The 1,024-nt window shown below is 45.6% G+C and carries 1 protein-coding gene; it reads right to left on the reverse strand.

Features of this window, described 5'->3' with window-relative positions; genetic code table 11:
* Positions 1–867, reverse strand: an 867-nt coding sequence (locus tag DQX05_RS30140; protein ID WP_119796899.1) for an IS4 family transposase, incomplete at its 3' end; no start/stop codon positions are given.
* Between the last annotated feature and the right edge of the window lie 157 nt (positions 868–1,024).

Here is a 1,024-nt window from a genome sequence, read left to right on the forward strand (position 1 = left end):
GCACCGGTAGATCTCGCAGATTTGATCCGCGGACTTATCCCAGACATTCGTAAGCACACGGTATTGACGATTCTTATCATCGGTATACTCCACTAACCGGAGCTGGACTTCTATTACATGGCCTTCTTCATCTTTGTAGCTCACGATCACGTCAGCATCACGCGACACAGGCGTCGTTTCATCAACCTCACGCTCGCAGATGATCGCTGTCTTGCTGCTTTTCTGAATGCGCGCCACGAAGCTGAGATTATGATCCAGCCACTGCTTATAGTGACGATAGTTGATGTATCCGCGATCCAAAACATGAATGGCATCTTCGTCGATTACCAAATCCAGCGCCACTTCCTTGTCGCCAACACCTCGTGTGGAACAAACAATGTTTTCGGGATAGACGGTACTTGGGTCGCACACAACAAGTTTGGTGTGAATCTTCACCCCGTTGCTCTTTTTGGAGCAGTAGGCCCATTTTCCAGCGACTTTAGGGAGTGTAAGTATAGTTGAATCGACAATACTCAGTTTCCCAATGCCGGGGATACCCTGCTTCGGATAAAGTTGTTGCAAACGCTGTGTCACTTGTATCCATAGCTGCTGCAACACCGGTAAAGGCAACGCTCTGAGCGTACGTACGAGTTGGGAAGCACTAATGGATTTCAGGTTGATCGCCTGCTGCAGTTGTTCGTCCGCACGCAACGCATTGCAGATATCTTCGAGGTCCGTGCGTTTGTTCAATTGGGCATCAATGAGTAGTTTGATCGCTCTCACGAGTGTAAACTTTCGTCGATAATTAAAGATTGGGAATTCGTCGTCCGAGAGCTGAATCAAATTTAGGCATTTACAAATGACGGTCTGATCTGGTATATTACCCATGGTCTTTCTCCTTTTGCTGAGGGATTGGGTAACATGCCTATCCTTCAACATTAGGAGATTTTTTTTATGAATTACCAGACTAATCGTTCAAGAAATACAAGAAAAAGTAAATTATTAGAACTATATTTCTCATGTTAGGTTTGGTGCAAGGCTAGTG

The organism is Paenibacillus thiaminolyticus, from assembly GCF_003591545.1.
GTDB classification, from domain to species: domain Bacteria; phylum Bacillota; class Bacilli; order Paenibacillales; family Paenibacillaceae; genus Paenibacillus_B; species Paenibacillus_B thiaminolyticus_A.